Origin of the sequence: Amycolatopsis rhabdoformis, assembly GCF_035918295.1 — a bacterium.
Lineage (GTDB): Bacteria > Actinomycetota > Actinomycetes > Mycobacteriales > Pseudonocardiaceae > Amycolatopsis > Amycolatopsis rhabdoformis.
The window spans coordinates 8,228,580-8,249,563 of sequence record NZ_CP142149.1; the positions used below are offsets into that span (position 1 = coordinate 8,228,580).

The 20,984-nt window shown below is 70.3% G+C and carries 21 protein-coding genes; 12 read left to right on the plus strand and 9 right to left on the minus strand.

Features of this window, described 5'->3' with window-relative positions:
• Positions 1-628 precede the first annotated feature (628 nt).
• The 3 genes from VSH64_RS37980 (at position 629) to VSH64_RS37990 (ending at position 4,282) form a co-directional block, all read left to right on the plus strand.
• Complete coding sequence (locus VSH64_RS37980; RefSeq protein ID WP_326567574.1) at positions 629-1,948, plus strand: DUF6880 family protein; 1,320 nt, start codon at positions 629-631, stop codon at positions 1,946-1,948.
• Positions 1,949-2,237: 289 nt separating this feature from the next.
• Complete coding sequence (locus VSH64_RS37985; RefSeq protein WP_326567575.1) at positions 2,238-2,369, plus strand: hypothetical protein; 132 nt, start codon at positions 2,238-2,240, stop codon at positions 2,367-2,369.
• A 353-nt stretch (positions 2,370-2,722) separates the two neighbouring features.
• Positions 2,723-4,282 carry a hypothetical protein gene (locus VSH64_RS37990; RefSeq protein ID WP_326567576.1) on the plus strand — a complete coding sequence of 520 codons (1,560 nt, stop codon included), beginning with the start codon at positions 2,723-2,725 and terminating at the stop codon, positions 4,280-4,282.
• A 41-nt stretch (positions 4,283-4,323) separates the two neighbouring features.
• Here VSH64_RS37990 and VSH64_RS37995 read toward each other — a convergent pair whose 3' ends face one another.
• From VSH64_RS37995 to VSH64_RS38005, 3 genes are all read right to left on the minus strand, one after another.
• Positions 4,324-4,503 carry a hypothetical protein gene (locus VSH64_RS37995; RefSeq protein ID WP_326567577.1) on the minus strand — a complete coding sequence of 60 codons (180 nt, stop codon included), beginning with the start codon at positions 4,501-4,503 and terminating at the stop codon, positions 4,324-4,326.
• 180 nt (positions 4,504-4,683) lie between these two features.
• Entirely contained in the window at positions 4,684-5,616 is a 933-nt protein-coding gene (coaA, locus tag VSH64_RS38000; RefSeq protein WP_326567578.1) for a type I pantothenate kinase, read from the minus strand.
• A gap of 138 nt (positions 5,617-5,754) precedes the next feature.
• Positions 5,755-6,387 (minus strand): macro domain-containing protein, encoded by a 633-nt coding sequence (locus VSH64_RS38005; protein ID WP_326567579.1) that lies wholly within the window; start codon positions 6,385-6,387, stop codon positions 5,755-5,757.
• 200 nt (positions 6,388-6,587) lie between these two features.
• On the opposite strand from VSH64_RS38005, the gene pheA reads away from it, so the two are divergent.
• Both pheA and VSH64_RS38015 read left to right on the plus strand, forming a co-directional pair.
• Entirely contained in the window at positions 6,588-7,493 is a 906-nt protein-coding gene (pheA, locus tag VSH64_RS38010) for a prephenate dehydratase (RefSeq protein WP_326567580.1), read from the plus strand.
• A complete protein-coding gene (locus VSH64_RS38015) occupies positions 7,490-8,107 on the plus strand; it encodes a histidine phosphatase family protein (protein WP_326567581.1) in 618 nt (205 codons plus the stop codon). The genes pheA and VSH64_RS38015 overlap by 4 nt, the downstream gene beginning before the upstream one ends.
• Before the next feature lie 188 nt (positions 8,108-8,295).
• On the opposite strand, the gene tenA is transcribed toward VSH64_RS38015, so the two are convergent.
• Positions 8,296-8,922 carry a thiaminase II gene (gene tenA / locus VSH64_RS38020; protein ID WP_326567582.1) on the minus strand — a complete coding sequence of 209 codons (627 nt, stop codon included), beginning with the start codon at positions 8,920-8,922 and terminating at the stop codon, positions 8,296-8,298.
• A gap of 158 nt (positions 8,923-9,080) precedes the next feature.
• Here tenA and VSH64_RS38025 point away from each other — a divergent pair, with 158 nt between their 5' ends.
• Complete coding sequence (locus VSH64_RS38025) at positions 9,081-9,731, plus strand: DUF4232 domain-containing protein (protein WP_326567583.1); 651 nt, start codon at positions 9,081-9,083, stop codon at positions 9,729-9,731.
• 60 nt (positions 9,732-9,791) lie between these two features.
• On the opposite strand, the gene VSH64_RS38030 is transcribed toward VSH64_RS38025, so the two are convergent.
• From VSH64_RS38030 to VSH64_RS38040, 3 genes are all read right to left on the minus strand, one after another.
• Positions 9,792-10,274 (minus strand): hypothetical protein, encoded by a 483-nt coding sequence (locus tag VSH64_RS38030; RefSeq protein WP_326567584.1) that lies wholly within the window; start codon positions 10,272-10,274, stop codon positions 9,792-9,794.
• A gap of 124 nt (positions 10,275-10,398) precedes the next feature.
• Positions 10,399-10,749 carry a metallopeptidase family protein gene (locus VSH64_RS38035; RefSeq protein WP_326567585.1) on the minus strand — a complete coding sequence of 117 codons (351 nt, stop codon included), beginning with the start codon at positions 10,747-10,749 and terminating at the stop codon, positions 10,399-10,401.
• Between the two features lies 1 nt (position 10,750).
• Positions 10,751-11,755, minus strand: a complete 1,005-nt coding sequence (locus tag VSH64_RS38040) for a septum formation family protein (protein ID WP_326567586.1) — start codon at positions 11,753-11,755, stop codon at positions 10,751-10,753.
• A gap of 167 nt (positions 11,756-11,922) precedes the next feature.
• Here VSH64_RS38040 and VSH64_RS38045 point away from each other — a divergent pair, with 167 nt between their 5' ends.
• From VSH64_RS38045 to VSH64_RS38060, 4 genes are read left to right on the plus strand one after another with little or no spacing between them, the layout of a single operon-like run.
• Complete coding sequence (locus tag VSH64_RS38045) at positions 11,923-12,483, plus strand: hypothetical protein (RefSeq protein ID WP_326567587.1); 561 nt, start codon at positions 11,923-11,925, stop codon at positions 12,481-12,483.
• A complete protein-coding gene (locus tag VSH64_RS38050) occupies positions 12,484-13,650 on the plus strand; it encodes a glutathionylspermidine synthase family protein (protein ID WP_326567588.1) in 1,167 nt (388 codons plus the stop codon).
• Between the two features lie 56 nt (positions 13,651-13,706).
• Entirely contained in the window at positions 13,707-14,159 is a 453-nt protein-coding gene (locus tag VSH64_RS38055) for a DUF350 domain-containing protein (protein WP_326567589.1), read from the plus strand.
• 38 nt (positions 14,160-14,197) lie between these two features.
• Positions 14,198-15,103: a haloalkane dehalogenase gene (locus VSH64_RS38060; protein WP_326567590.1), complete on the plus strand. Its 906-nt coding sequence runs from the start codon at positions 14,198-14,200 to the stop codon at positions 15,101-15,103.
• A gap of 214 nt (positions 15,104-15,317) precedes the next feature.
• Here VSH64_RS38060 and VSH64_RS38065 read toward each other — a convergent pair whose 3' ends face one another.
• On the minus strand, positions 15,318-16,610 hold the full coding sequence (locus VSH64_RS38065; RefSeq protein WP_326567591.1) for an aspartate aminotransferase family protein: 1,293 nt from the start codon (positions 16,608-16,610) through the stop codon (positions 15,318-15,320).
• Positions 16,611-16,766: 156 nt separating this feature from the next.
• On the opposite strand from VSH64_RS38065, the gene serS reads away from it, so the two are divergent.
• Entirely contained in the window at positions 16,767-18,035 is a 1,269-nt protein-coding gene (gene serS, locus VSH64_RS38070) for a serine--tRNA ligase (protein WP_326567592.1), read from the plus strand.
• Positions 18,036-18,152: 117 nt separating this feature from the next.
• Positions 18,153-19,160, plus strand: coding sequence for a DUF3558 family protein (locus VSH64_RS38075; protein WP_326567593.1), 1,008 nt, complete (start codon positions 18,153-18,155; stop codon positions 19,158-19,160).
• Positions 19,161-19,188: 28 nt separating this feature from the next.
• On the opposite strand, the gene VSH64_RS38080 is transcribed toward VSH64_RS38075, so the two are convergent.
• A complete protein-coding gene (locus VSH64_RS38080) occupies positions 19,189-20,946 on the minus strand; it encodes a hypothetical protein (protein ID WP_326567594.1) in 1,758 nt (585 codons plus the stop codon).
• Positions 20,947-20,984: the final 38 nt, after the last annotated feature.

A 20,984-nucleotide genomic window follows, 5' to 3' on the forward strand; every position in this document is an offset into this window, starting at 1 on the left:
GATGGTGAGGCCGCCGTACCTCCGGTGGCAACGGCTAAACGGGGAACAGTGCCTGGTCGACGATCGGCCGTGGGCCAGGGCTCGGGGATGGTGAGGCCGCCGTACCTCCGGCGGCGGCGAAACGGGGGACGGCGCCTGGCCGGGGATCGGCCGTGAGCCAGGGTTCGGCGGCCGATGGTGAGGCCGCCGTACCTCCGGTGGCAACGGCTAAACGGGGAACAGTGCCTGGTCGACGATCGGCCGTGAGCCAGGGTTCGGGGCCCGATCGTGAGGTCGCCGTACCTCGGGCGGCGACAGCGAAACGGGGAACGGCGCCAGGCCAGCGATCAGCCGTGAGCCAGGGTTCGACGGCCGATGGTGACGCCGCCGTACTTCCGGCGGCAACGGCGAAACGGGGAACGGCGCCAGGCCGACGATCAGCCGCGAGCCAAGCCTCAACGGCCGATGGTGACGCCGCCGTACCGGCGTCGCCACCCGCCGCGAATCGGCGGTCCACCGGCCCTCGGCACCGGGCTCCGCAGCCCGGCGCGGAGGAGAACCACAGGTCACCGGCGGTGTGCGGTTACGCCGGAAAGAGCACGCAGTTGGCCCACACGCGCGGCGAACGCCATGGGGCAGACTGGTGCGCGTGAGTGCTCCCCCGGATCTGCGCCCTTACCTGCGTACGTTGGACGCGGAAACGCTGGTGGACCTGCTGTACGCCCAGGTGAGGCGTGACCCTGAGTTACGGCATTCACTCGAACTGCGCTCGGCCACTCAATCGGGTGAGGTGGCGGAGGCGCATCGGCTGTTGGACACGGCCGTGCAGGACGGCAATGCCGAGTACACGGCGAAGGTGGGCGCCGTGCTGGATACGTTGGCGCGGTTGCTGGATGCCGGCAGTCCGGCGGACCTGGCGCCGCTCGCGCGCCGGACCGTGGACGACATCGGTGAGGTGGTGGAGCAGTCCGGGGATCCGTCGGGTGACCTCTCGGACAAGCTGGACTTCGCCGTCGAGCTCTACGCGCGGGCGTGCGCGGCGCGGCCGCCGGATGCGGAGCAGCTTGCGGAGTGGGTGCTCGAGGTGGAGTTCGACGGGCCCGGCCGCCCGACGATCGCGCTCCGGGACTTCGCGGAAGCGCTGGGGGACAAGGGACTCGAGCGGATCAAGTCCACTGTGGACGAGGTGCTCGCGGCCGGCCCGACGGGGTATCGCCGGGACGTCGCGGAGCGGCTGCTGGAGGAGCTCGCCGAGGTCAGGGGCGACGTCGACGCGCTCGTCGCGATTCTCGAGGCCAAGCCGCCGCGGGTCGAGGTGAGCCTGAAGATCGTGCGGGTGCTGAGGGCCGCCGGGCGCCACAGCGAGGCCATCGCCCACGCGGCGCGGGCGCTCACGCCGAACCGCGAAACGGTCAAGCTGCCCGAACCCCAGGACGAGACGGTTGCCTTGCGCCGCAAGGAGTTCGACGAAGCGCCGGGCAGTGCCACGTACACAGCGCTGCGTGAGGCGGCCGTCGAAGCGGGGGTGTGGTCCGTGCAGCGCGTTGCCGCTCTCGCGCGGCTGCGGGAACGCGCGGCGGACAGCGAGGACGGCGCCGACGAACTCGCCCGCGCCCTGGTCGCCGAAGACCGGCCCGACGAAGCGTGGCGCGCGTGCGTGCGCTTCGGCGGCTCGCTCGCCCAGCGCGTGGAGTTGGCCGCGCTGCGCGAGATCGCGCACCCGGCCGAGACGATCCCCGTGTACCGCAGCCAGGTCGAGCAGCTCATCGAGCAGAAGGACCCCCAGGCGTACCGCGAAGCGGCGAAGCACCTGAAGAAGCTGCGCACGCTGCACAAACGCGCTGGTACGGCGGAAGAATTCACCGGCTACCTGGCGGACCTGGTGAACGTTCACCGACGCAAGACGCGCCTGATCGCGGAGGTGAAGGCGGCGCGGATCGCGTTGCCGAAGCCTCGCGAAACGGCGTAGCCGGCCGACGTCGGTTCGTTGGGTGCGTCGGCAAACGACGCGGCTGACTGAGGAGTGCGGGCTGTCGGACCGGGATGCCGAAGTCGCAGTCCCTTCCCCCCGCTATCCGGAATTGCCGACACAACGTGGATCCGTGTGCCTGACCTGTTCCGGGCGGCGGAGGTTGGCGGCGCCAGATGCGACCGGCTGGCGTGAGGTGGTCCGAATCGCGCCGCCGGGCAGTGTCGATCAGTGTGACCGGCCCGCGGTGGGCGGTGGAAGTTCTCGGTGCGAGAAGCGGCTGGCTGGAGTGCAGCGCTCCCGGATCGCTGTGGAAGCCGCGCGGATCCGCGTGACCGAGGCCCCCGCAGCGGACGTGCGTCGGCGCAAGTCGTGGTTGGTCGTGGAGGCGTGGACCGTGGTGGACCGCGAAGCCGCATGAAGCGGCGCGACCCTCGGCGGGAGCAACACACCAAGACCCAGCCGACTGCAGAGCCACCACCAGCAACAGACCGCCCCGCCAAGCCAACGTGATTCCACCCAACCACCCACCCGCAACCCGGCAAAAGTTCACCAGCCCAAATCACCCGTCAAAACCCGCCGAAACCCCGTAACCTTCCCGCCCCCAGTTCGTTGACCTGCTGAAACACCCAGCACGGAGTCAATTCCCGCGAAGTCGCGGTGGTCCCTCTTCGGGGTCGGCGCCCTGGCCGGCCGCGGATACCGCGCCCGGGGCCACCGCGGCCGCGCGTCCCGCGGATTCGGGTGGGGGTGGGCGGTGCGACGATGTTCGGCATGAGTCCGGTGAGCCGTGCCCGCAAGAAGAGCCCCCAGCCGTCCACGCCGAGCGTGAACGGCCTGTTCAAGGACGTCCTCCGGGACTTCTCCGCCGTCGCGGCCGAGCCGGGGCCGTTCGACGTCGAGTTGTTGGCGTCCGAGGTGCTCGGGCAGTGGTGGGACCTCACGATCGAGGGTGAGCCCGAAGGGGGCGAGCAGCTCGGGCTGGAGCTCATCGCGTTCGCGCAGCGGAAGATCACGCCGGGTGCCGCGGCGTTGCTGGCGGCGTTGAAGGTGCTGGCGGAGACCGAGGAGGAGCGGACGGCGGCCGCCGAGGCGCTGGCCGTGGTGTTGTCGCGCGGGATTCCCGAGCCGGAGTGGGCCGGGGAGGTCGGGCGGGTCACCGTCGGCGAGATCTGGCGGACCGGTGACGTCTACGGCGACGAGACCTCGCTGCTGTGCACATTCTCCCGCGGCGACGCGACGCTCGGCCTGCTGGCGCTGCTCGACTTCACCGAGCTGGGCCGCGTGCGCGACCTCGTGGTGATCGACGAGCCCCACGAGGTGCTCGCCGAGATGCGCACGCAGATCGCCGACGACGGTGAGCTCGTGGTGCTCGAGAAGGTCGAGCCGGCCGACGCGCACCGGCTGCTGCTCGACGGCATCGCGGCCACCGACGGAATGGACGAGCCCGACGTCGGCGAGGACTACACGCGCTTCCACGCCGTGGCCACGGCCTGGCTGCGGGCTCTGCCGGAACCCTCGTCGAAAACCGCCGCGCAAGACTGGTCCGATGCCCAGCGCGACGCGGCAGTGGACGAGTTCCTCGGCGCCGTCTCGTTCGCGGACGTCGAGGCGGCCAGGAACATCGCCCGGCTGCTCGTGGACCACGGCTGCCGCACGGAGCCGGCCGACCCGTTGCGCGTCGGGCCCGAGAAGCTGGCCCGGTTCCTGGAGTCGTTGCTCGGCGGGGAGTACGAGGTCGAGGACGAGGACCTCGTGCCGCCGGTCGTGCTGGCGTGGGCTTCGTGGAGCGCCTCGCGCAACGGCCTGTCGGAGGCCGCTTCGGCGGCGCTGGTCGAGGACGTGAACGAGTACCTCGCCGAGTACCTGTCCGATGAGGACGAAGACGACGACGACCTGTCCGACTACCTCGACGGCACCGAATCCGCCGAGGAAGCCCTCGACGTGGTGGCCCGTCGGAAGTTCGCCGTGCCCTCGCTGTCCACGGTGATCGGCGACGAGGAGCTCACCGACCTCGACCCGTCGGACCCGGAGCAGCGCCGGATGCTCGTGATCGGCGACCACCCCGAGTACCACGAGTCGCTCGCCAACGACGAGTTCGACGGCACCGACGGCCTGCGCCTCGCGCTCGAGACGACCGTGGTCGACCAGCTCTGGGAAGACGCGCCCGAAGAGGTGTGGCCCGCCGCGCGCACGCTGCTCTCCCGCGGCCTGTCGCGCGAAGAGGTGCTCGGCGAGCTCGTGACCGTGCTGGAGAACCAGCTCGAGGAGACCGAAGAGGACCGCCTCGACTACGACCTCGAGGGCTACCGCGAAGCGCTCGCGGCCCTCTGATCAGCAAAGGAAAAGCCCCGGCCGGAAAGGCCGGGGCTTTTTCACGCCGTGGGTGTCGTCTGGACCGGGACGGACGGCACGGCAGCGGCCGCCGTGGCGGCTTTGCGGCGCCGTTCGCGCAGGGCGTCGTCGAGGTCGACCAAGAACGTGCTGGCGGCCATGGCAACGAAGAGGGCCAGTCCGAGTACTGCGCCGACCCACGTGAGGACGATTGCGAACACCGGGGCCTCCTTCCCAGGTCAGGTGCGATTTCCCTACTGTTCAGGGTCGCTTTCACCGGCCTTGCCCGGTATCGGCCAACCGGTTACGAAGCCGCCCCCCGAACTGGCCGATCGGCCGAGGTCGGGGGGCGGAGGGTGAGGATCCGGTACTGCTGAGGGCTATGTGGGTGAACGGGCGCGTCAGAGCTTGCGCAGCCGCACGCGGTTGATGGAGTGGTCGGCGTCCTTGCGCAGCACGAGCGTGGCCCGCGGTCGGGTCGGCTTGATGTTTTCCATCAGGTTCGGCTCGTTGATCGTGCTCCACAGGTGGTGGGCTTCTTCACGAGCTTCGTCGTCGGGCAGGCCGGCGAAGTGGTGGAAGTGCGACGCCGGATCGGCGAAGGCCGTGTGGCGCAGCTTGAGGAAGCGCTCCACGTACCAGCGCTCGATGTCGTCGGTGTGCGCGTCGACGTAGATGGAGAAGTCGAACAGGTCCGACACGGTCAGGCGCGGGCCGGGCTGCAGCACGTTCAGGCCCTCGATGATGAGGATGTCCGGCCGCTCCACCACCTGCTCCTGCCCGGGCAGGATGTCGTACGCGAGGTGCGAATACACCGGTGCGGATACGCGCTCGGCGCCCGACTTCACCTCGGTGACGAAGCGCAGCAGGGCCCGCCGGTCGTAGCTCTCCGGGAAACCCTTGCGGTGCATGATGCCGCGGCGGGTGAGCTCGTCGCGGGAGTACAGGAACCCGTCGGTGGTCACGAGGTCCACGCGCGGGTGGTCCGGCCAGCGGGCGAGCAGTGTGCGCAGGATGCGGGCCGTGGTCGACTTGCCGACCGCGACGCTGCCGGCGACGCCGATCACGTACGGCACCTTCGTGCTCAGGCACTCTTCGCCGAGGAACGTGGTGGTGGCTTCGTACAGCTGTTGCCGGGCTTTGACCTGCAGGTTGATCAGCCGCGAGAGCGGCAGGTAGACGTCGGCCACCTCGGCCAGGTCGATCTGCTCACCGAGACCCCGCAGCCGCACGAGCTCATCGGCGGTCAGGGGCAGTGGGGTGGAGCTGCGCAGCTCTCGCCACTGTTCCCGGTGAAGCTCGACGTAGGGACTGAGTTCACGGACCCGTGGCATCGCACACTCCTCGGCCGTCGCCTGCGCTGGCTCCGTACTGGGCACCACTCTTCGAGTAACGCTCCATCAACGGTAGGGCCTACCGGGCGTGAACGCGCTGTGATGTGCTGCACGCGGTCCGAACCGTTGCCGGCCTGATCACCGAGGGTCACCGCGGCGGCCGAACACTTCCTCCCACGCCGCGGCCACCTGGCGCGCGCTCGTGGCGGGCGCCAGACCGCCGACGCCGGTGCCGAGCCCGGGCATCGCGATGGTGTCCACGACCTCGCGCACCGGCCCGTCTTCGAGCATCCCCAGCTGCCACTGCAGGAACACCGCACGCGCCGCGAGGTACGGGTGCACGGTGTCGGCCGGCAGCCGTTCGCCGGGTTCGCGCATCGTCGGCGCGCTGATCAGCCACGCCGGCTCGGCCTCGCCCGTGGGCACGATCACGGCCTCGCCGATCGGCAGCTCTCCGCCGTACGAAGCCAAGACCGCGCTGCGCACGTTCTGCTCGACACCCGGAAAAGCCCGCTCGTACACGGCGTCGATCCCGCCGCGCATCCAGCCGTAGGAATTGGCGGGGCTCACCACGGCCTGGGCCACGACGTCGAGCACGGACCCGCGGTGCACCCGGACCATCTGCGCCTCGGTCCGGAGGCTGCCGACGGCATGGGTCCACGCGGTGGCGAGTGGTTCATCGACGGCGCACAACACCAATTCCGGCGTCCGGGACGAAACCGGCGGGCTGACGTCCTCGTGCCCGGTGTGTGTGCCCGATTCGGCGGTCACGGCTCAAGCATGGCAAAAAACGCCACCCGGCGTAACCGGTTGGCGTACCGGCTGTCCGAGTGAAAACCGCCACGTCCGAGGTAGCGATCCGGCCCGAGGTAGGCCGCCCCCCACTCGACGCGTAACCCTTGCCACGAAGCCATTCGGCCGTGGCTGTGGTCGGATTGGTGGCGATCAGCACAGTAAGTAGCCTGGCGGTCGTGTTGCGGATCGCGTACTTCGGCCCTCAGGGCACGTTCACCGAGCAGGCCGCCCGCGCGCTCGCGCCGGGCGAGGACCTGACCCCCTACGAGACCGTCCGGCTGGCGCTGCAGGCCGTGCGGGAAGGCGTGGCCGACGCGGCGTGCGTGCCGATCGAGAACTCGGTCGAGGGCGTCGTGCCCACCACGCTCGACGGCCTCAGCGCCGGCGAGCCGCTCGTCGCCGTGGCCGAGACCATCCTGCCGATCCACTTCAGCGTGCTCACGCGCCCCGGCGGCGGCGAGATCCGCACGGTCGCGAGCCACCCCCACGCGCTCGCGCAGGTGCGGGAATGGCTCGAGGCCAACCTGCCCGGCGCGACGGTGGTGGCGTCCTCGTCCACGGCGTCGGCCGCCGTCGGCGTGCTCGAGGGTCAGTACGACGCGGCTGTGTCGGCGCCGGTGGCGATCGAGCACTACGCGCTCGAAGAGCTGGCCACGGGTGTCGCCGACGTGCCCGACGCGCAGACCCGCTTCCTGCTGTGCCGCCGTCCCGGCGAGCTGCCCGCGCCGACGGGCGCCGACCGCACGTCGATCGTCGCGGCCGCGGTGAACCGCACCGGCACGCTCTCGGAGCTGCTCGCCGAGCTCGCGAGCCGCAGCATCAACCTCACGCGGCTCGACGCCCGCCCCACCCGCAACAACTTCGGCGAGTACCGCTTCTTCATCGACTTCGAGGGGCACGTGGCCGAGCCGCGCATCGTCGACGCGATGACCGCGCTGCGCCGCCGCTGCCACCTGCGGTTCCTCGGCTCGCACCCGCGGGCCGACGCGGTCGCCGCCACCATCGAGCCCGGCGCGGGCAACCAGGACTTCGTCGACGCCCAGGCCTGGGTCGACGCCGTGTTGAAGGGAGAAGGCGCGTGAGACTCCTCCTCATCCGCCACGGCCAGACCGACGGCAACGTGCGGGGCGCGCTCGACACCGCGCTGCCCGGCCCGCCGCTCACCGAGCTGGGTCAGGAGCAGGCGAAGGCGCTCGCGGGCCGGCTCGCGGCCGAGCCGATTGTCGCCGTGTACGCCTCGCAGGCCACGCGCGCGCAGCAGACGGCCGCGCCGCTCGCCGAGGTGCTCGGCCTCGAGGTGCAGGTGATCGAAGGCGTGAAGGAGGTCGACGCCGGCGACCTCGAAGGCGCCACCGACGCCGAGTCGATCCAGCTCTACATGGCCACGGCGCGACGCTGGGCCGTGGGCGAGCTCGACGCCGAAATCCCCGGCGGCGAGTCCGGCGAGCAGGTGCGCGCCCGCATGGTCGGCGCGGCCGAAGACCTGCGCGCCAAGCACGAGCCCACGAATCCCGACGGCACCGTCGCCCTCGTCAGCCACGGCGGCGCGATCCGCTTCGGCGCCGAATTCCTGGCGACCAACGTCCCCGCCGCCGTGGCCGGCAGCGCCCTGATCCCGAACACGGGCATCGTCGAGCTCCGCGCTGAGCCCGACGGCACCTGGACCTGCCTCACCTGGGTGGACACGCCCCTCTGAGCGAATCTTCTTCCCTGCCGGGCCGGTCACAGAACTTCCTGCCCTGGGTAGACACGCCTCGAAGGCGACCACAACGCGAGATCGCGCCGACCTCTTCCCTCCCGATGTGTCTGGCCCCCCGGGCCGGGCACATTGGGAGGGAAGAGGTTGGCTTGAGGCGATCTCGCCCGCCTCGGCGGAGCCGAGGCCTAAAACACAGCTGTTGGCCAGCCCTCTTGGCGGTAGGCCGAGTCCCAGAACATCCATTCGTACTCACACGCCCGGGTGAAAGCGGTGAGCATCTTTTCGCGCGTCGCTTCGCCCGCGGCGTCGGCCGCGCGGTCGATGGCCGCGCGGAACGTGCGGACGGTCGCTTCGAACTCGTCGCCGGCGTACGTGTCGATCCACGGCCGGTACGGGTTGTCGTTCTCCGGCGACTGGCGCGTGAGGATTTCGGCGCCCACGCTCTGGTACACCCAGAAGCACGGCAGCAGCGCGGCGAGCAGCTCGCCGTAGCTGCCGATGTGGGCCGTGGCCAGCAGGAACGACGAGTAGGCCACGCAGGTCGGCGAGGTCTCGATGTCGGCCAGATCGGTCTCGGAGAGCCGGAACCACTTGAAGTAGCTCTCGTGCATCTCGCGCTCGATCACGATGGCGTCGCGGGCCGCGCCGGCGAGGAAGGCGACGTCGTCGACCTCCGGTGCCTTCGCCGCGGCGGCGGCCAGCGCGCGGCCGAAGCCGACGAGGTAACGCGCGTCCTGGACCAGGTAGAACTGGAACCGCTCGCGCGACAGAGTGCCGGTCGCGAGCTCTTCGTTGAACGGGTGGACAGCCATGGCATGTTGTAGTTTCACCGTGTGTTGCCATGCCTGGTGAGAAAAGCCCGTCATGATCGCCTTCCATCAGGTGAAGAGTTCACGATGCCGGCGCAACCCGGTGCCGAGGTCGCACGTCCACTTAACGGTGGTTTACCCAGCACGGGGAGGCAAGTGAGATGGTAAGCACGACAAAACCACGGATTTCCTTGGTCTTTCTTGCTGCGCTGGGCGCGTCCGGCGCCCTGCTGTTGTCGGCTTGTGGTAGCGGAACCACGCCGGCCGCGAGCACAACGCCGAGCTCTGATGCCTCGGCCAGCACCTCCGACACGTCCTCGGCCCCCACGGCCAGCTCGTCGGAGCCGTCTTCGGACACCGCGCCGGCGTCGGGCCAGCCGGTGGACAACGGCCTGTGCAAGGCCGGCGACGTCACGCTCTCCCTCGGCCAGGGCGACGCGGGCGCGGGCTCGGTCTACCGGCCGATCCTGATCAAGAACTCCAGCAGCAAGCCCTGCACGATCCAGGGCTTCCCCGGCGTGTCCTACGTGACCGGCGACGACGGCCACCAGGTCGGCCCCGCCGCGTTCCGCGAGGGCACGAAGGGCGACGCGATCAAGCTGCAGCCGGGCCAGTCGGCCGCGGCCGACGTGCAGTTCGCGCAGGTCGCGAACTTCGACCCGGCCGTGTGCAAGCCGACGGCGGTGAAGGGCCTGCGCGTGTACCTGCCGCAGGAGACGGCGTCGAAGTTCCTGGCCGCGCCGGGCACGGGCTGCGCCGGCGACAAGCTGCCGGGCAACCAGCTCGCGGTGAAGACGGTGCACCGGGCCTGAGCGGGCGCCGCTGCCTGAGCGGAACCGGACTCACCGGAACCGGAAACAAGTACGCGGGGCTCAGCCCCTGGCGCAGAGCTGCTGGACGCGGATGATGTCGTCCTGGCCGGATCGGCTGTCGAACCGGCCGGACACGACCATGCCGTTGACCCCGGCCAGGCTCTGCGCCAGCGGCTGGTACTCGCCGTTGAACGCGGCCGCGGCCTGCGCCAGCTCGTAGGCCGCGCCGATGCGGTGGGCGGCGTCGTCGGCCAGGCGCGTGAAGGCTGTGGGGTCGTAGCCGGTGGTCGTGTCGGGCAGGTGGCCGGCGCGGGAGAAGGCGTCGCACGCGGCCGCCGCGTCCACGTTCGCGCCGCCGCGCTGGCCGGACAGGCCCCACAACAGGCCGGTTACGCAGATCCCGATCGCGAAGCCCGCCGCGGCGGCCAGCACCAGGGGTCTTCGTGACTTCACGGTCACGGGCTCGGTCGGCTCCGCGTCGGCGCCGGATTCGGGCGGCCGCCGGTCGTCGTCCGGCAGTGGTGGGGTGTCGAGCGCCGTCATGCGTCCTCCCGGCGGCCGGGTGATGTGCTATTTCAGCACCAAAACCGCCTCCGGGCACTGCTCTCGATGGAGTACTTCGGCCGTTGAAGCCGATTCGTCATCTGCGCGGCCGAAGCAGCCGCGCTCAGCCCCAGCCGAGTTCGTGCAGGCGCTCGTCGTCGATGCCGAAGTAGTGGCCCAGCTCGTGCAGCACCGTGATGAGCACCTGCTCCACGACCTCGTCCTCCGTGTGGCACATCCACAGGATGGGCCGGCGGTAGATCGAGATGCGGTCGGGCAGCACCCCGCCGTAGTCGGTGGTGCGCCGGGTGAGGGCGACGCCGTGGTAGAGGCCCAGGATGGTCGGGGACTCCTCGTTGAACTCCTCGACCAGCACCACCACGTTGTCCACGGCTTCGGCGAACTTCGGCGGCACCTGGTCCAACGCGTCGGACACGAGCTCCTCGAAGCGCGCACGGGTCATTTCCACCGGCATGTCAGCGGGACCCGGTGGTGCTCGGCGGCGGGCTGCTGTCGCCGCCGCCGTTGTCCGAGGGCGGGCCGTCGGCGTCGGGCTGGCCGGCGTTGTCCTTCACGCTGCCGGTCACGGCCTGGAAGCCGCTGCCGTCGGACAGGGTGGCGGCCACCTTGCAGTTGACCTTGGTGGACCCGGCGTCCCAGCTCTCCTGCTCCCGCAGGTCCCAGCCGAGGGTGAGCTTCTTCGCCTTCAGGTCGGCCTTGCCGGTGTAGGTGTCGGCGGCCTTGTTGCACTCGGTGTCGAGCCACTTGTTCTGCTTGCCCTGGTCGGGGTAGCCGTCCTTGAACTGCGTGGCCAGGTCGAGCGTCGCGATGATCTCGTAGGAGTGGGGCCGGCCGCAGTCGATCGGGTCGCCCACGCCCTTGCCCACCAGCGCGAGGCAGGTGCCCGGCGCCCACACGGCCGACTGGTCCTGCGTCTTCGCCGGGCCGGTGGTGGGCTGCAGGCCGCCGCCGGGACCGGCCCACTGGAGGCCGCAGCGCAGCTGACGGTCGCCGTCGGCCCACTGGTCGGCGCTCGGGCGCAGCAGGTTGGTGGTGAGCTTGCCGTACGGGTCGAGCGAGTGGCCGAGGTACGGCGTGACGTCGGCGTTGCACTTCGCCTGCGCGATCTGCTGCCACTGGTCGAGGTTCGGGAACGGCGCTTCGGCGTTGTACTGCGCGCCGACGTCGGCCAGGCCGGTGACCTCGAACAGGTGCGACTGGGTGCACGGCACCTTGCGCACGTCGGACGCGTCCGGCGCGCTCCAGGTCAGGCAGCTGCCGGGCGGCGAGGAGAACGCCTCCTTGGCCGCGGCCGAGAGCCGGCCTTCACCGCCGCCGGCGCCGCCCGCGAGCGCGTCGGTCCAGGAGAATGTGACCGACAGCGCGAGCGCGATCACGGCGCCCAGGAACACCCCGGCCATCACCACGCGGGTGGTCAGGGTCTGCAGGGGCGAGCGGAACCGCTCGGCGTCGGGAGACATCGATACCCATGATGCCCGCGCCGCGCGAGCCGTGCGCGTCCCGGGTCGTTAGTGTGGGAAGAGACTTCGCGGTGCCGGGGGATTACGGAGCGCAGATGACGCAGGACGACAACAGCGGGGCCCAGCCACCCCAGGATCCGCCAACGGAGCCCACCCAGCGTGGCTCGATGCGGTTCCAGGACGACTCGACCCGGCCCAAGGAACCCTCGCTCGCCGAGCAGCGGGCGCGCCGGCAGGCGATCGCGGACCAGGAACGCGAAGAAGCCGAAGCCGCCGAGGTCGCGCGCAAGGCCGACCAGCGGGCGGCCACCAAGCACAAGGTGCTCATCGGCAGCGGTGTCGCCGTGGGCCTGGCCGGTCTCGTCGCCACGTTCTACACGGTGGCGAAGCCGACCAACGAGACCGCGGTCTGCACCGACGCCAACGGTGTGATCCAGAACGACCAGTACTGCGACGAGACCTACGTCAGCCAGCACCACGGCTACTCCAGCGGCGGCATCTGGTTCGTGCCGCTGGTCGGCGGCGGCTACTCGCAGTACCGCTACAACTACGGCGGCACCGGCACCATCGGCCAGCGCGTGACCGGCGGGTCCTTCACCGCGCCCTCGGGGAACACGAACGTCTCCACCAAGTCGGGCAAATCGGTGCAACGCGGCGGTTTCGGCATCAGCGGCAAGACGGGCACGTCCGGCGGCACGGGCGGCACCGGCAAGAGCGGGGGCTCGTAGGTGTACCGGGACCGGAGCGAGCCGCGGCGCGACTGGCAGCGGATCGTGGAGGAGCAGGGCCTCGTCTACGGCACCCCGGCGCGCGACGGCGCCGGCAAGGCCCGCCCGTACTGGGACGAGTCCGTGCACTACGTCTTCGACATGGACGAGGTGCTCTCGCTCGAAGCCGACGTCGAACTGCTGCACTCCATGTGCCTCGAGGCCGTGGACAACGTCGTGACCACCGAGGGCTACCGCCGCTTCGGCATCCCGGAGTGGGTGTGGCCGCACATCGCCGAGTCGTGGAAGCGCCAGGACCCGCACGTCTACGGCCGCTTCGACCTGCGCTACGACGGCAAGTCGCCGGCCAAGCTGCTGGAGTACAACGCGGACACGCCCACCACGCTGCTCGAGGCGTCGGTGCTGCAGTGGCATTGGAAGACCACCGTGTTCGAGAACGACGACCAGTGGAACTCCATCCACGAGAAGCTCGTCGAGCGCTGGCGCGAGATCGGCGACAAGCTGCCGTCCAACGAGCTGCACTTCACGTGGTCCTCGGCCGACCCGTCGGGCGAAGACCACGTGACCACCGCGTACCTGCAGGAGACGGCCGCCGAGGCCGGGCTCGACACCGTGGGGCTCTCGATCGAGGAGATCGGCTGGGACCCGGTGCTCAAGCGGTTCGTGGACCTCGAAGAGTCGCAGATGGCCACGGTCGTGAAGCTCTACCCGTGGGAATGGGTGGTGGACGAGGAGTTCGGCCGCTTCGCCGTGGAGACGATGCCGCGCACGTTGTGGGTCGAGCCGCTGTGGAAGATGCTGCTGTCGAACAAGGCACTGCTGGCCGTGCTGTGGGAGAACTACCCCGGCCACCCGAACCTGCTGCCGGCGTTCACCGACGACCCGGGCCTGCTCACGGAGTACGTGCGCAAGCCGAAGCTGGGCCGGGAAGGCGCCAACGTGCAGATCGTGGCCACCGGCTACGAGACGCAGACCGACGGTGTCTACGGCGCCGAGGGCTACGTGTACCAGGCCTTCGACCCGCTGCCCGAGTTCGACGGCTACCGGCCCGCGCTCGGCGCGTGGATCGTCGGGGACTCCTCGGCCGGGCTGGGCATCCGCGAGACGAGCGGCCTGGTCACCGACGACGGTGCGGCGTTCGTCCCGCACCGCATCCCCGAGTCGTGATACAACCTCCCCGCCTGATCTGCACGATTTCGCTCTGATCGTTCTGGGAGACCCCTGTGACCACGACCCTTGCGCTGTCCGACACGTTCGGCTCCGACCTCCTGCGGGGGGTCGGCGCGATCCTGTTGTACGGCGTCGTCGGCCTGCTCCTGATGTTCGCCGGGTTCTACGCGATCGACTGGACGACCCCGGGCAAGCTCTCGCAGCTCGTGCACCGCGGGCTGCCCAACGCGGTGATCGTGACCGCGTCCGGCCTGCTGTCGATGGCGTTCATCGTGGTCGTCGCGATCTTCAACTCCGCGAGCGACCTCACCGAAGGCCTGATCACGTCGCTGGTCTACGGCCTGCTCGGCATCGTCGTGCAGGTGATCGCCGTGCGGCTGCTCGAGTGGGCCACGCGCATCGACGTGGGCTCCACCATCGAGAGCGAGAAGTTCGCACCGGCCAGCATCGTGGTCGCCGCCGCGCACCTCGGCCTGGGCCTCGTGGTCGCGGTGGGAATTTCCTGACTGCTGCTTTGTCGCACGGTTCCCACTAGCGTGGAACCGTGCGACTGCTCAGGACGCCGGAAGACCGGTTCGCGGACCTGCCCGATTTTCCCTACGAGCCGCGGTACGCGGAGCTCGCCGATCCCGATGGCGGACTGATCAGAGTCGGCTACGTCGAAGCCGGCCCCGCCGACGGCCCGCCGGTGCTGCTCCTGCACGGCGAGCCCAGCTGGTCCTACCTCTACCGCAAGATGCTGCCGGTGCTGGCCGACGCCGGCCTGCGCGCGATCGCGCCCGACCTCGTGGGTTTCGGCCGGTCGGACAAGCCGAACGACATGGTGGACCACACCTACGAGCGGCACGTGTCGTGGATGCGCGGGTTCGCGTTCGACGCGCTGGACCTGTCCGACGTCACGCTGGTCGGCCAGGACTGGGGCGGGCTGATCGGGCTGCGGCTGGTGGCGGAGAACGCTTCGCGCTTCGCCGGCGTGGTCGCGGCCAACACCGGGCTGCCGACCGGGGACCAGGACATGCCTGAGGTGTGGCACCAGTTCCGGGCGGCGGTGGAGAACGCGCAGGTGCTGGACATCGGCCGGTCCATCCAGTCCGGGTGCCGGACCAATCTGTCCGATTCCGTGCGCGCGGCTTACGACGCGCCGTTCCCCAACGAGATGTACAAGGCCGGCCCGCGCGCGATGCCGGGGCTGGTGCCGTACCGGCCGGACAACCCGGCCTCGGAGGCGAACCGCGCGGCCTGGCGGACGTTGACCTCGCTGGAGGTGCCGTTCCTGGTGGCGTTCTCCGACGGCGACCCGATCACGGGCGCGATGGGACCGATCCTGCAGCGGACGATGCCGGGCGCGGCGAAGCGTGAGCACCCGGTGATCAAGGGGGCGGGGCACTTTCTGCAGGAAGACGCTGGTGAGGAGTTGGCGGAGCACGTGGCGAGGTTCGTGCGCCGCTGAGGTTGGGCACCGCGCGGTGTTGAGCAGCCCCCGTTTTCCACGCTACCGGTGAGGGGCGACGGTTTCGGGAGTCGAAGCCGCGCTCGGGGCCGGTTGTCCACAAGGGCGGCGGTTGTCCACAGCCGGGTCCAGATGCGGTGAAGGGCGCCTTGAGGGAAGCAGAGTCCCTGAAGGCGCCCTTCCCAGCTTGAAGCAGGACGTCAGCGGCCGTCGATCAGGAAAGCGCGGCGTGCGTGGCGGCCAGCGCGTCCACCAGGATCTCCAGGCCCTCCTGGGCTTCGGCTTCCGTGAGGGTCATCGGCGGGCCCAGGCGCAGCACGTTGTTGTGCAGCCCGCCCTTCCCGATGAGCAGGCCACGGGCCCGCGTCTCCTCCAGCATCTGCTTGGCGGCGCGCACGTTCGGCGTCCGCGTGCCGGGTTCCACCAGTTCGAGGCCCACCATCAGGCCCTTGCCGCGCACCTCGCCGACGAGCGGGTTGTCCGCGGCGCGCAGGCCGGAGAGCAGCTGGTTGCCGCGGGCTTCGCAGTTGGCCTGCAGGTTGTGGTCGGTGATGTAGTCGAGCACCGCGGTCGCGCCGGCCATGGCGACCGGGTTGCCGCCGAAGGTGGAGATGGACTGGGCGTTGATGGCGTCGACCACGTCGCCGCGGCCGACGACGCCGCCGATGGCCAGGCCGTTGCCGAGGCCCTTGGCGAAGGTCATCATGTCCGGCACCACGCCGTGGGCCTGGATGCCCCAGAAGTGCGAGCCGGTGCGGCCCCAGCCGGTCTGCACCTCGTCGGAGACGAAGAGGATCCCGGAGGCGTCCAGCACCTCCTTCATGGCCCGGTACAGGCCGTCCGGCGGAGCCGAGAAGCCGCCGACGCCCTGGATCGGCTCGGCGACCAGGCAGGCGACGTCGCCGGCGGTCGCGGTCTCGAGCACGTCGACGAGGTCGGCCACGCAGGCGTCGATGTAGGCCGCGTCCGACAGCTCGCGGAACGGGCTGCGGTAGCGGTAGCCGCCGTGCACGTAGTTGACCTTCACCGGCGAAAGCGACGACGCGGACCAGCCGCGGTTGCCGGTGATGGCGATCGTGCCGAAGGAGCGGCCGTGGTAGGAGTTGCGCATCGCCAGCACCTGGTTGCTGCGCCGGTACTGCGTGGCCAGCATCAGCGCGGTGTCGTTGGCCTCGCTGCCGGAGTTGGTGAAGAACACCTTCGCGTCGGGGATGCCGGACAGCTTCGCGATCCGCTCGGCCAGCTCCACCTGCGAACGGATCAGGTACAGCGTGGAGGTGTGCAGCACGCCGGTGTCGAGCTGCTTGCGCACGGCGTCGCTGATCTCGGCGACGTCGTAGCCCATCGAGTTGGTGAGCACGCCGGCGAAGAAGTCGAGGTAGGTGCGGCCGCTCGAGTCGGTGACCCGGCGGTCCTGCGCGTGGACGATCTCGATCGGCTCGTCGTAGAACAACGCCATCCAGGACGGCAGTACCGCTCGGTGCCGGGCGAGCAGCTCGTCGGTCATGTCCATCTCCTGTCGTCTCGGCCTCCTCGGAGTATGGGCAGGGCCGGAAACGGGCGACAACGATCAGACTGCTCCGTACTCGCCCGAGGCCCGCACAGTTTGTCCGTGGACGGCCAGGAGCACGGCCCTGCTGGCCTGCGACTACCCTTCTGTTCCGTGATTGACCCCAGGACTCTGCGCGAAGACCCGGAAGCCGTGCGCGCGTCGCAGCGTGCCCGTGGTGAGGACGAAGGAGTGGTCGACAAGCTGCTCGGCTTCGACTCCCGCCGCCGCTCCGCGATCGCCAACGCCGACAAGCTGCGGGCCGAGCAGAAGTCTCTGAGCAAGCTCGTGCCGAAGGCCGCTCCCGAGGAGAAGGCCGAGCTGCTGGCTCGCGCCAAGGACCTGTCCGCCCAGGTCAAGTCCGCCGAGGTCGAGCAGACGGAGGCCTCGGAGGAGTTCGACACGCTCTTCCGCACCGTGCCGAACCTGGTGCACCCCGACGCGCCGGTGGGCGGCGAAGACGACTTCACCGTGCTCAAGACCGTCGGCGAGCCGACGAAGTTCGACTTCACCCCGCGCGACCACCTGGACCTCATGGAGGGCCTCGGCGCCGTCGACATGGAGCGCGGCGCGAAGGTGTCTGGCTCGCGGTTCTACTTCCTCTCCGGCGTCGGCGCGCAGCTGCAGCTCGGCCTGCTCAACATGGCCATCGCGCAGGCGCTCGAGAACGGCTTCACGCCGATGATCACGCCCTCGCTGGTGCGCCCGGAGATCATGGCCGGCACCGGCTTCCTCGGCTCCCACGCGTCGGAGATCTACCGGCTGGCCGACGACGACCTGTACCTCGTGGGCACCTCCGAGGTCCCGCTCGCCGGCTTCCACGCCGACGAGATCCTCGAGCTCGGCGACGGCGCGCGCCGCTACGCCGGCTGGTCCTCGTGCTACCGGCGCGAAGCCGGCTCGTACGGCAAGGACACCCGCGGCATCATCCGCGTGCACCAGTTCGACAAGGTCGAGATGTTCGTCTACACGAAGCCGGCCGACGCCGAGGCGGAGCACGAGCGCCTGCTCGGCTGGGAAGAGCAGATGCTCGCCAAGATCGAGGTGCCCTACCGGGTCATCGACACGGCGACGGGTGACCTCGGCACGTCGGCGCACCGCAAGTTCGACTGCGAGGCCTGGGTGCCGACGCAGGAGACCTACCGCGAGCTCACGTCCACGTCGAACTGCACCACGTTCCAGGCCCGCCGCCTGTCCGTGCGCTACCGCGACGACAACGGCAAGCCGCAGATCGCGGCCACGCTCAACGGCACGCTGGCCACCACGCGCTGGATCGTGGCGATCATCGAGAACCACCAGCAGGAAGACGGCTCGGTGCGCGTGCCCGAGGCCCTGCGGCCCTTCGTCGGCGGCCGCGAGGTGCTGGAGCCGAAGAAGCGCTGATCGGCGGATGTTTCGCGCGGCCGGGGCCCTGCTGGGTCCCGGCCGCTGCCGTTTCCGCGGATAGCCGGTGCGAGCCCCTCCGGCCCGTTAGGGTTCGGGCCGGAGGAGGAAATGCCGATGGGGTTGAAAGCAGTCCGCGCCGCCGCGGCCGTGGCCGGGGTCGCCGTGCTGCTGGCCGGGTGCACGGTGCGGGTCGGCGGTGCCGCGGAGCCGGTGCCGGGCCAGGGACCGGTGATCCCGGTGGCGGACGCGTGCTCGCTGATCGACGGGCAGCAGGCCGACGCGCTGGGCTACCGCGCACCGGGCAAGGGCCAGGCGGCGAGCGAGAAGCTGCGCACGCCGGCCATGTGCCTGTGGAGCAGCAAGGACGACAGCGCCGCGCTGACCATCCTCTCCGTCGGCTGGTCGGTGAACCAGACGCTGGACGACTACCTGCAGGGCGCCGTGGTGAAGGCACCGCCGTACGCGGCCGGCGGCTTCGAGTGGACGCGCTACGGCTCGTTCATCCCGGGCAGCTGCGACCTCTACGCCACGCTCGGCCCGAAGTCCTACGCCTTCGTGAGCGTGTCGAACCCCGACGAGACCAAGGCGTGCGAGGCGGCGAAGCTCGCGGTGCCGCAGGTCGCCGCGCACCTGCCGGGCGGGCAGCCGGCGCCGCCGATCACACCGGTCGCGCCGAGCAGCGCCGCGCCGCCGAGCGGGCCGCTGGTAGGCCTCGACCCCTGTACGTTGCTGAAACCCGAGCAGGCCGCGTCGCTGCACGTGAGCCCGCAGGGTGAGAAGCAGAACTCGACCGTGGTGCCCGACTCGGTGTTCTGCCTGTGGGACGACACCGACGGCGACCGCGGCCAGAAGGCCTTCGAGGTCTGGCTCGGCCCCTCCCTGCCGATGACGCAGTGGCCCGGCATGGACGTGCCGCCGATCTCGACCATCGACGCCAACGGCCACCACTGGTCGATCTTCGGCAACTTCAACGACTCCGGCGGCGTGAACTGCGGCGCCGGCCTGGCCGTGACGCCGACGTCGTCGATCCAGATCGTGTCCGGCTACCTCGACGATCCCGCGAAGGCGTGCGACGCGGTGAAGGCGGGGGTTCCCCTGGTGTCGGGGAACCTGCCCGCCTGACCGCTTTAGTCCTGAGTGGACGGACGCGTCAGACCCGCGCGATGCGGCGCTGCGGAGCCGGCGCGGTGCGGGCCACCGGCACGCGCGTGCCGGGGCGGGCCGGGCGCTGCGGGGAAGGCGCGCGGCGGGTCGGCTCGGCGGCGTTGATGGCGCCGGCCGCGCTGGTGGTGTTGCTGGTGCTGCCGGCGGTGGCAGTTCCGTTGGCGTTGGTGGCCCCGGTGGTGTTCGCCGGGCGCACCTCGATGTTCACCGCCACCTCCTCGCCGCCGATCTCGCGGGTGATCCAGGCGCCGGACTCGACGAGCACGGCCAGCGTCTTGGTGTCGAGCGAGTTGATGCGCGAGCGGTACCAGGCGTCGTCGGCCAGCGTGCCCATGCGGCCTTCGAGCCGGGACTTCACGGCGAGCAGTCGCTTGTAGAGCGTGTCGGCCAGCACCTGCCGGTCTTCCTTGCCGGTGAGGCCGGCGCGGATGCGGTCCTCGATACCGAAGGCCACGCCCTCGTCGTTGGGCATCACCATCGTGGTCCAGGCGCGGGACTTCTCGCGGTACTGCAGCTGCTGCATCAGGCCCTCGTGCGGGGCGAAGTCGGCGGCGCGGAAGGCGCGCCCGGCCCAGCGCGAGGCGAGGTTGGCGGCGAGCGACTGCGCGCTCTTCACCCCGGTGTTGAGGCCGCGGCCCGGCCAGAAATGCAGCGAGTTGGCGGCGTCACCGAGCAGGAAGCCGTAGGTGGCCGGCGCGAGCTGGGCGGTGAACTTCGGGTTCTGCTGCATGCCGAGCTTGAACGAGGTGATGCCCACGATGTCGGCCATCGTCGCACCGAAGAACTTCACGCCGTCGGCGATGCGCGGCCACAGGAACGAGAGCGTGTCCACCGAGGGCTTGAACACCGAGCGGTGGCGGTCGCACACGAACTTGTCGCCGTCCGGGCGCATGGTGCAGCCGAACTTGCCGATGCACTCGACCGGGCCGTTTTCGCCGTAGGCCAGCACTTCCGAGGCCTCTTCGGCGGTGAGGCGCATGTTGATGAAGCCGCCGCCGAGGGAGTTGAACAGGAAGCGGTTCTGGCACACGGTGAGCGGCACGGTGTGCTCGTCGGGCACCTTGCCCTTGATGCGGATGCCGAGCACGTGCTCGTCGAGCGGCTTGCCGCCCACGGAGTAGAGGTCGCGGCTCGACGAGCCGAACGCCTCCTTGAGGTCCTCGCGGGTCTTCGAGCGGGCGCCGTCGCAGATGGCCAGGATGTCGACGCCGTCCCAGGACTTCGGCTGCGCGTAGGGCTCGGGCACCAGCTCGAGGCCGTACACGTCCTGCGCCATTTCCAGCAGGCAGTCTTCGATCCAGCGGACCTTGATGTTGCGCGGGCGGCCGCGGTGCGTGGGGGAGTCGGGGCCGAGCGGCCACATCTCCGAGTAGTTGCCGGCGGTGAACAGGCGGTGGCGCATCAGCAGCGGCAGCTGACCCCACACGTTGCTCTGCATGGTGACGACCTGCTCGCGGCGGTTGTTGCCCTCGGCCTTGCCCAGCCAGACCACGCGGCCGTCGCGGCGGGTCCAGCGGCGGTCGAACACGCGGATCTTGACCTTGTCGCCCAGCATCGAACGCAGCGTGCACGCGAAGATCAGCCCCACCGGGCCACCGCCGGCCACGTCGACCCGCAGCGGCCGCGGCGAGCCGGCGCGCGGCGCCATCTGAACCACGCGGCCCAGTTCCGCCGGGTTCTGCAAGCTCTTGGGCGACAGGAACGTGGTGGCCATTTCACCGAAGTTCGAGGCGTTGTTGCTCATGGGCTTCCGGTCCTCCAGCGTGTTGTGCCGCGTGCGGC